The sequence below is a fragment of the Qipengyuania sp. genome, assembly GCF_042095715.1.
Lineage (GTDB): Bacteria > Pseudomonadota > Alphaproteobacteria > Sphingomonadales > Sphingomonadaceae > Qipengyuania.
Window position 1 is genome coordinate 1 of sequence record NZ_JBELMO010000085.1, and the last position, 9,198, is coordinate 9,198.

Annotated in this window: 9 protein-coding genes and 1 pseudogene; 4 read left to right on the forward strand and 6 right to left on the reverse strand. The window is 61.5% G+C overall.

Going from position 1 to position 9,198, the window contains the following annotated elements; genetic code table 11:
- Together ACFDTG_RS14705 and ACFDTG_RS14710 are read left to right on the forward strand one after the other, a co-directional pair.
- Positions 1–195: hypothetical protein (locus ACFDTG_RS14705; RefSeq protein ID WP_375291749.1), on the forward strand; the 195-nt coding region annotated here is incomplete at its 5' end.
- A complete protein-coding gene (locus ACFDTG_RS14710; RefSeq protein WP_375248268.1) occupies positions 192–947 on the forward strand; it encodes a hypothetical protein in 756 nt (251 codons plus the stop codon). The genes ACFDTG_RS14705 and ACFDTG_RS14710, both read left to right, overlap by 4 nt.
- On the opposite strand, the gene ACFDTG_RS14715 is transcribed toward ACFDTG_RS14710, so the two are convergent.
- The gene (locus ACFDTG_RS14715; protein WP_375248298.1) at positions 925–1,149 is read right to left on the reverse strand and encodes a hypothetical protein; all 225 of its coding nucleotides are present in this window, start codon (positions 1,147–1,149) and stop codon (positions 925–927) included. The genes ACFDTG_RS14710 and ACFDTG_RS14715 overlap by 23 nt on opposite strands.
- A gap of 101 nt (positions 1,150–1,250) precedes the next feature.
- A complete protein-coding gene (locus tag ACFDTG_RS14720; RefSeq protein ID WP_375291750.1) occupies positions 1,251–1,544 on the reverse strand; it encodes an Arm DNA-binding domain-containing protein in 294 nt (97 codons plus the stop codon).
- Between the two features lie 203 nt (positions 1,545–1,747).
- Between ACFDTG_RS14720 and ACFDTG_RS14725 the strand changes: the two genes are divergently transcribed.
- The gene (locus ACFDTG_RS14725; RefSeq protein WP_375248270.1) at positions 1,748–3,307 is read left to right on the forward strand and encodes a globin-coupled sensor protein; all 1,560 of its coding nucleotides are present in this window, start codon (positions 1,748–1,750) and stop codon (positions 3,305–3,307) included.
- A gap of 94 nt (positions 3,308–3,401) precedes the next feature.
- Here the strand turns inward: ACFDTG_RS14725 and ACFDTG_RS14730 are convergent.
- Positions 3,402–3,879, reverse strand: a pseudogene (locus tag ACFDTG_RS14730) (transposase).
- A gap of 80 nt (positions 3,880–3,959) precedes the next feature.
- The gene (locus ACFDTG_RS14735) at positions 3,960–5,927 is read right to left on the reverse strand and encodes a hypothetical protein (RefSeq protein WP_375291751.1); all 1,968 of its coding nucleotides are present in this window, start codon (positions 5,925–5,927) and stop codon (positions 3,960–3,962) included.
- A gap of 55 nt (positions 5,928–5,982) precedes the next feature.
- On the opposite strand from ACFDTG_RS14735, the gene ACFDTG_RS14740 reads away from it, so the two are divergent.
- A complete protein-coding gene (locus tag ACFDTG_RS14740) occupies positions 5,983–6,426 on the forward strand; it encodes a TlpA family protein disulfide reductase (protein ID WP_375248272.1) in 444 nt (147 codons plus the stop codon).
- Positions 6,427–6,673: 247 nt separating this feature from the next.
- Here the strand turns inward: ACFDTG_RS14740 and ACFDTG_RS14745 are convergent, their stop codons facing one another.
- Together ACFDTG_RS14745 and ACFDTG_RS14750 are read right to left on the reverse strand one after the other, a co-directional pair.
- Positions 6,674–8,200 carry a CehA/McbA family metallohydrolase gene (locus ACFDTG_RS14745; protein ID WP_375248273.1) on the reverse strand — a complete coding sequence of 509 codons (1,527 nt, stop codon included), beginning with the start codon at positions 8,198–8,200 and terminating at the stop codon, positions 6,674–6,676.
- Between the two features lie 3 nt (positions 8,201–8,203).
- A partial coding sequence (locus tag ACFDTG_RS14750; protein WP_375291752.1) for a TonB-dependent receptor domain-containing protein occupies positions 8,204–9,198 on the reverse strand: 995 nt, incomplete at its 5' end.

Consider the following 9,198-nt stretch of genomic DNA (forward strand, 5'->3'; position numbering starts at 1 on the left):
AGTCCTAATACGGATCAGGTTTACACCTGCTTCAAAGCTACAGGTGACAAAATCCCGAAAGCCTTTGCACAGGCGTTTTATGACACAAGCTCCAAAAACGGGTACATTGACTTCCGCACTCCAACGGAGTTGCCCATCACGATAGCGGGTGACAATCATTTCAATCATTCGTTGAAGAAAAAGGGCGCTGAATGACCACTGTGGTCAACCGCTTCTACAGCTCGATTGAGAACGCGCCCGGGCAGAGCCAAAGTGCGCTCACCGAACTATTCGTCTATTTCTTGACAGTCGAATCTGGGCAGGATACCGCGACGCCCAAACAGGTCGCGGAATGCTTTTCGGCATGCGACCTCGTTGTCCCCGGGAACGTGGGCGCGCGCCTCTCCGAGGGCCTCAAGAGCAAGCCGCCGAAATACATCAAGGCGAACGGAGGCTACAAGCTTCAACGACACATGCGTGAAGCATTGTCGAGAAAGCTAGGTGCGGAAACCGTGACCGCTCAAACAAGCGCCACCCTCCGGGGGCTGGAGCAGAAACTACCTGCTGGCGCTAACAAGGAATTCCTCGAAGAGGCCATCGACTGCTTTGAGATTGGCGCTAATCGTGCCGCCATCGTGATGACATCGATATTGACGATGGATCACTTGTTCGCTCACATCCTCGCGCATAAGCTGACGGATTTCAATGCTTCCTTGCTGAAAGATAAGGGCGTCAAAATTGATGCAGTCACTCAGAGAGATGACTTCACCGAAATGAAGGAGACGAAGTTCATTGAGCTATGTCGCGCGGCAGGCATCATTTCAAATGATGTTCGCAAAATCCTTGATCAGAAGCTCGGCACCCGAAACTCGTGCGCTCACCCGTCCGGAGTTACCGTAAACAGATCAAAGGTCATCGATTTCATTGAAGACCTAGTCGACAATGTCATTCTGAAATTACCGGCTTGAGGTCAGGAATCGTTGATGACAGCCAGAAGATGACGGTGGTAGAGAGGGCGACGGCAGAGAAGAAGGCGGTCAGGCAGCGATCGTAGCGGGTGGCAATGCGCCGCCAGTCCTTGAGGCGGCCGAACATGATCTCGATGCGGCTGCGGTGCCGGTAACTCTGGCGAACGAAGCGGAGTTCGACCGGTGGTTCAATCAGATCCATGTGCCGGAAGTGTCAGGTCTCCCCGGTGTCGCCGCGGTGCGGCGCTTCACCACCGCGGCACAATTGCTACCGCTGACGTGGCTGCGTTTCGGAACGCGGCTCTATATGAGCTCGATGACGTCAACCTCGCACTTCAGCGTGGCGATCCACTGATCGTGATGCTTGCCGTTCTTCCAAGCCTTCCGGCGTTCCTCATGGACCATCTCAGCAACCTTGCGAACGGTCGGAATGACCTGCCAGTCCTGCTTCCGCTCGACGACCGGGTCGATGCCCTGCGCGATCTTCTTACGGATCGAGAGCCCTGCCTCGCGAGCATCAACCAGGGAAACGGCTGTCAGCGTGCCTAGGCCGATGTCCCTGCGCCGCCCCGCCCAGATTGCACTCGGAACAGCCACCGGCCAGCCGCACCGCGGACGCTGGTCGATCCATCGCACGCACTGGCCGCAGCATGGCGATCGTTGGGGGGGGTGCGGCAGCGGCGGTCGCGGTCGGTGACGACTAGCCGGGGTTCTGACGGCGGCGGGAAGTGCCGGAAACTTGCCGTTAATTGTGATGGGATAGATCGGGCGAATAGAGACGGTCGGAGGGGGGTACTGAGGTGGCTATACGGTCGAACGAAGCGCAGTCGAACGACACGCTCGACGCGAAGCTTGCGCTCTTCAACTATTCTCGATCCAGCTATCGCAGCTTTCCGGCCATCAAGCGTGCCATCGAACGTCACGCTCCCGCCGCCCTGAGGCAATTGTACGCGCATATCCGCGCAACGCCGCGCGCCGCCGCCTATTTCTCGTCGCAGGGTGCGATGGCGCAGGCCGAAGACAAGCAGCTCCAACATTGGCGCGAACTGTTCTCGCGTCCCGTCGACGAAGCCTATGTCGTCCGTGCCGAACGGATCGGCACGATTCACGCCCGCATCGGCCTCGACCCCACCTGGTACATCAGCGGCTACGCCCGCGTGCTGGAGATCATCCTGCCGCGCATGCTGTCCTGGTCGATCCTGCGTCCCGGTTCGGCCAGGGCCGCGACCGAGCTGGTCAAGGCGTCGCTGCTCGACATGGACATCGCGCTGGGCACCTATTTCAAGGCCGAGCAGGAACGCCGCAACGCCGTGATCGCGCAAGTCAGCACGGTGTGCGAGCGGATGGCACAGGGCGACTTCACCGCCCGCCTCGACGCGCTGCCCGCCGAATATCAGGCACTGGGCACCAGCATCGAAACGATGCTCGCCCGCATGTCGGGTACGCTCGCCGAGGTTGCCGAGGCGACGCATCAGATCAACAACGGCGCCGACGATATCCGCCGCGCGTCCGACGACCTGTCGCAACGCACCGAACAACAGGCCGCGAGCCTTGAGGAAACCGCCGCCGCGATGGACGAGATCACCTCGACGGTGCGCGAGGCGGCCGCCAATGCGATCGAAGCCAATGGCGTCGTCGAACAGGTTTGCAGCGAAGCGCAGCAGTCGGGCGACGTCGTCTCCCGTGCGGTTGAGGCGATGAGCGGCATCGAACGCGCATCGAACGAGATTTCGGAAATCATCAGCGTCATCGACGGTATCGCCTTCCAGACCAACCTGCTTGCGCTCAACGCCGGGGTCGAGGCGGCACGCGCCGGCGACGCGGGCAAGGGCTTCGCTGTCGTCGCCTCCGAAGTGCGCGCCCTCGCGCAGCGCTCGGCGGAAGCGGCCAAAGACGTCAAGACGCGCATCAACGCCAGTTCCGAACAGGTCGACGTCGGCGTCGAGCTGGTCAGCGAAACGGGTCAGGCGCTGCAGCGGATCATCGGCCGCTTCGCGCAGGTCAGCGATCTCGTGTCGCGCATCGCCCGCTCGTCCGAACAGCAGGCGACCGGGCTGCAGCAGGTCAACGCTGCGGTCAGCGAGATGGACGGCGTAACCCAGCAGAACGCCGCGATGGTTGAACAGGCCACCGCCGCCGCCCGCTCTTTGTCGGCGGAGGCGGACAATCTCGCCCGCCAGGTCGCCCGCTTTACCTTCGATACGGACGCCGCAAGCGGGCACGCCGCACCGGCCGCACCGCCGGCTCCGGTGGTCCACCGCCTTCAGCAGCAGGCGGCCGACGCTGGTCGCCGCATCGCTGCCCAGTCGCGCCGCAAAGGCGGTTCTGCCGTTGCCGTCGACGAATGGTCGGAATTCTAAGCCCGATCGCCGGAGAAACACGTATCCTGTCCACTTCCGCCGTCACCCTCGCGCTTCCCGCCGCACTCGATAACCTGGGGTCAGGTCGCGTCGATCACAGCCAGAAGATGACGGTGGCGGCGAGAGTGAGGGTGGAAAAGAAGGCGGTGGCGCAGCGATTGTAGCGGATGGCAACACCGCGCCAATCCTTGAGGCGACAGAACATGATCTCGATGCGGCTTCGTTGCGGATAACGCCACTTGTCGTATCTGACCGGCTCGTTGGGTGATCGCCGGCCCGGGATGCAAAAGGCTGGATGCCGTGCGGTGCGCCTTCATGCAGGTAGCGTCGGCCATCACCGTTTTCGGCTAGGCACCTGCCGCCGACAGCCCCTCCATCATGCGCGTGAACATGCCTGCCTTACCCCAGCGCTTTCATCGATTGTAGAGCGTCTTGTGCGGACCGCAGGCGCCGGGTGCGTCTCGCCAGCGCAGCCCGTTCTTGCTAACGAACACGATACCGCTCAGCACCCGCCGGTCATTCACACGCGGCTTGGCGCGGCTTTTCGGAAAGAACGGTCGCAGCCGCTCCATCTGCTCGTCCGGCAGCCAGAACAGGGGCTCATTCCGCTATCCTTGGAGCAGCGTCAAGCAGGGCCGATCCGAGACCACGATCAATTATCTTTGGGAATGACGAAACTGGTAGCGCGGCGGTTTGCGCTGCACGCCATCGAACTTCCCGGCCTGAAACTCACGTCATATTGCAGACCCTTGGCTATTCCGGCGGCAGCATCCACGAATATAAGCGGCGGATAGGCAATGGTCGGCCTGACGTTCGTCGTCTTGCCGTCGGTCATTATGTCATATTCCGTCAGCACCCAGCCTTCAAACCCCATTCTCGCTGCATCAGTGGGATAATCAACGCTGCTCACATTCGAGCGCTTGAGCGTTGGGGGAACTCCCAAAAGCCCACACTGCTTATCGGCGAGACCCGTCCGACCGTAATAATCCTGCGCGAGTGCGCTGTTGCCTCTCTCAGCGGCCTTGCCAGCCAGATCGAGCCATGCAAGCTGCCGCAACGGATGATGCGGCGGCAGGCGATCATCCTGCGCGACCTTTTCCAGCAGCAGGGGCGCTTCCTTCAGTTTCGTGGTTCTCCAACCGCGAGCGGCTTGCAGACGGAGTGTATCAGCCGCAAGCGCATCATTCGATATGGCCGGGTCATCGGAAAGCATAACAAGCGCACGAAGGGCGCTGCTTGTACGCTTGCCAACTGTTGAGAATGCCTGCCTTACGATCCGCAACCAATTGACAACCTCCTGCGGCACCCGCGTTTTCGAGGCCAGTGCCAGCGCCTCATCGGCCATCGCCATGCGCTTCTGCCTTGAAACCGGCTCCATATATGCCAGCCAACCCAACACCGCGATCCGGGCGGCATCGTTCGACGGCCTGCTGCTATCATCGATATAGTGGTGGAGCGTTTTGCGCAGGTTCGCATTGCTCATGTCGGGCGTGGCTGTCGAAGGAAGATAAGCCACCGCCCATGACAAGAACCGCTCCCTGAGCGGTCCCGTTACGCCGGGACCGTCACTCAGCACGTTGCTGCATCGCAATTCAACACGGGTAAGAACCCGATAAAAGGGAGGGATCGCAGCGATGTCCTCCGGCTTCCAATACCACTCGCTCACGGCTTTACCAAAGGCGGCGGCGACATCCGGCCCGCCCCGCGAGTAGACAGTCCGGGCGGAAGACACACTCCCATCGTCGGCGATGCCGAACTCCACGACAGCGACATCTTCGGGACGAATCCCCGTCTCCACCCCGCACAGGGGTGGATTCATTGACACCGCTCTTGCGAACGGGGACTTTCCAATGCGGCCCGCGCCGGTATAGGCCAGATACCGTCGGGCATCATCCTTCTTGCCAACCAACATCGCGGCAATTGCAAGGTCACCGCGCAATGCCACTTCGCTCAGCGTTGCTTTATTGGTCAGCCCTCCGCTCAAAGAAAGCGCGGTATTCAGTTCCTTATAGGCCCCCTCCGCATTGCCTTGATTTAGTAGTGTTCGGGCGTGAAGGGTATGAAAAGTGGCCAGGGAGTCCTTGTTCGGCTTTGCAGTCGCCGAGATGATTTTCACGCCTTCATCGGCATAACTTAATGCCTCGGCGTCTTGATCGAACGCGGTCGCCTTGGCCAGTTTGGTCAGGACATTGAGACGATATTCTCCCATCGACCGTGCCAGAGCATTCTTGTAGCTGTTGGTTGCCCCAGCATAATCATATCGCCGGAATGCCTCATCGCCCAGCGCCGTCCAGCCATTGGAAATGTCGATGTCAAAGCTGGCTCCGGCTTTGTCCAATATTTTCAGACCGGCTTGTAATGCAGATTCGTCGGCATCCGCACGCCACAGGCTGATCGCGCAAATGCCCTTGCGAACTGCTATGGCAGCCGCAGGCAACGACCCCGCTTTAACCCTGTTGCTGCGCTCCAAAGCCTCAAATTTCGGTATCGCGCTCTCGCACTTGCCTGCCGAGGCGTCAGAGGAGGCGTCATCGAAATCCTGCTGAATTGTCCGGGGTCCGGATGGCGGGCTATCGGCGACGGCCGACGCCGTAGCGGCAAGCATCAATGTCAGGATCAAATTCACAACCACCCCCGCCTTGCCCTTGATGCGCTCAAAATATTACTATGGCCGCATGTTTCGCCTGTCCATCACCGCAGCGATATTTGCCGCAGCTATTACATCCGGTTCGGGACATGCCGAAACGCAGGCCACTCCCGCGAACAATGGGGCGGCCCATCGTACGATCCTGATGTTCGGCGCCAGCTGGTGCGCCCCATGTATTGCAGAACTGCGTAACATCGTTGCGCTCGCTTCCGGTGCCAGCCCGGATCGAATAATGGTCGTATGGACCGATCGCGGCATCAGACGCTATAAGCTGACACTACCTGGCAACGTCGAAATCGCGTCGGGAGAGGAAGTGCAACAGATAGCACACCAATATGCCTCCGGCATAACAGGGTTGCCGTATAGCGTGATGATCGATGGCGAACGACGCCAATGTGCGGAGTGGAGGTTCGGCCTCACAGCCGAGGCGATCAGGCAGATGCGCTCGACGTGTGCCGTCGGTGCCAACTGATCAACAGCTCGCTATTGCCCCTAGCGAATGGGAATCTGTAAGCCCGCTCAGGCGCGCGGAGCCGTCGCAAGATCCATGAAGGCCCACGGCTCTTTAGAAACCTAGCGGTTTTTGCGAACCGGGATTTTCTCACAAGGAATGGAGCAATCCAAAGGGCTCAGGTCAGGATGATCCGCTCACACTGCCGATTGCGGGCAGACTGTACGCATGCGTCTTTTCGTGCGCAGCCCGCCGCGCTGCCGCCTCTTCACTTCTGTGCCAGATAGATTGGATTGCCGATGAGGAGCAGGCATCCCTGTCGATCCCGCACCTCTGCACGGAACCAGTGCGGGCGACCGTCGGCACGCCAATGCCAGGGCGAAGGCGGGCGGGCGTCGTCGAAGGCGGTGCGGAACGGTTCCTCGGCATTGCCGTCGATGACCAGTTGCACGATCCCCTGCGCCACCCCGCTGATCGCAGCGGAGAAGATGATTGTCTCGCCTGCATGCGCCGATAACGTTTGCCCCATAGCGGCGCGTTGCCCTCCTGCGACGGCCTCAAGGTCCAGCAAGCGGTCGCGCGTACCCTCGACATCGATGAACACACGGCCGGAGCGAACGCCATCAAGGAACCCGTGCACCGACAGGGCCTGCATGTAGACGACGGTGGTGGGGCTGCCGACCGAACCCGCTTCGGCCGCAGGACGGTCGGCCTCGTGGCTGTCGCTTCCGCCAACGCCCGTGACGTGACGGCCGGCGTTCAACAGCCGGTCCCACACCGCGAAGCCCTGCAGCGCCCCGTCGGCCGCACGGGTTTCCCGCATCGTGCCGCCATTGACGACCTCAATGGCGTCGACGGCGCTATCCGGCGGATCCCCGACGCGCCACCCGCAGCCCATGCAGACCTCGCCCGAAGGCAAGCCGGGATGATTGATCGAGACGATGCCCCCCATGCGATGGACGGGGTCGATCCACTTGCGCGCCTGGCTCCAGGTTGGGCCCGTCATGCGGAAATCCAGAAAGTCTGTGGGCCCGAAGACGTTGGCATGGCCCCAGAAGGTGGTGATTTCACGCGCTGGGATCAGCAGCATCTTGTCAAACGCGCCCTGCAGTTCGCGGAGCGCGTTATAGTGCGCGGTGGTGTTGTGATCGCTGAGCGCGATGAAATCGAGCCTGCGCGCCGCTGCGGCCTCTACGGTACGGTAGACGGGGCATGGAATGCTCGCGCCCGACTGGGCCTTGCACCGCCCGTCGCTTTCGCCGCTATGCATGTGCAGGTCGCCGCGATACCAGCCGGCCGTGACCGAAATCGGCGCATCGGCAAATTCGGTTACGTTGGGCTGCCGCTCGATGAAGACCTGCGCTTCATAGGGTGCTTCGGCACCCTCGCGAATATTGGGCGCCCCGAGGATCAGGTTCCAGCGCCCGGCGGGCAGCGGACCGGGAAGATAGCCGGGCGTCGCATCTTCCGTACTCAGTGTCATGCTGCTGCGCGTCCCGCCGCTCCAGCCCCGGAAGCGCTGCGGATCGCGCAACCCGAGATCGATCACCGAGTGCTGCTCCTTGCCGGCATAGCGAAACCGGATCGTCAGACGCACCACACCGGCTGGCAGGTCGAACGGGAGTTCGGTGTAGCGTTCATGTGCGGCGCGCGTGAGCCTGCCCTCGATCACGCGCCAGGGCGCGCCCGATGTCGGATCCGACGGCGGCGTTTCCACCCGGCCGCCCTGCGCATGCGCAGGGGCGGCCAAGGCCGAAAGCAGGGCGAGCGCGGCGAACGCGGTACGCAGCGTCATCGCTCAGAACCTGTACATCAACGCGGCACGGAAATTCCGGCCGATCAGCGGACGCGCGATGAAGGTGTTCGCGCCCGCATCGCCGTTCTGAAGCTCGCCCGCGCGCGGATTGCCTTCCGTCAGGCCCAGCGAATTGTTCAGATTGTCGACATAGCCGTACAGTGACAACGCCTGCGACACATTGAACCGCGCGCTCAGATTGACGGTGGCATAGGCGGGCAGTCGCACCGAATTCGCGGTATCGACATAGCGCTTGCCTTCATATTCCCACGACGCCTGCAATCGCAGACGGTCGCCCAGCAAATTCAGGCCGGGCACGAAACGCAGGCTGACCGTCGGGATGCGGATAAGACGGTTGCCGTCGAAATCGAAACTCTTCCCGCTGGCATCGACATAGGTGAGCCCCTTGTACTTGGGGTCCTGCAACGTGGCGGTGCCGGACAGGTCGAACCAGCGCACGGGACGCAGCGTCCCTTCCAGTTCCAGGCCAAAGGTCTGCGTGTCGGCATAGCGCGCCTCGCTCACCGCGGGCCCGTTCAGGTCGAAACGATAGTTGGTGAACGAGACGTTGTTGTATTTGGTCCAGAAACCCGTGGCGTAGAGCGACACCAGCGCGCTCGCATATTTTACGCCCACCTCGCCCAGATCCATTGTCTGGATGATCGGCTTCGCCGTGGGGCTGGTGATATAATTGCCCAGGCTCGGCAGACGATTGGCCGAGGTGTAGCGGGCGAACAGGCCTGCGTCCCCGTTGAATTGATAGTCGACGCCCAGCGTCCACGTCGCGTGGCTGAAATTGTCGTCATAATTGGCGTAGACGCCACTGCCCGTGAGGATGGACGAGGTCGCGAACGTGCCGAGGTTGACGGTCTTCTTGAGCGCGACCGTGCCGCGCGCGCGCATCGTCTCCCAGCGCACGCCGCCGTCGATACGTATCCGCGGGGTCACCTGCCATTCGTCGGCGATCAGGACGCGATGCTCGACGAAATCGAAGCGTT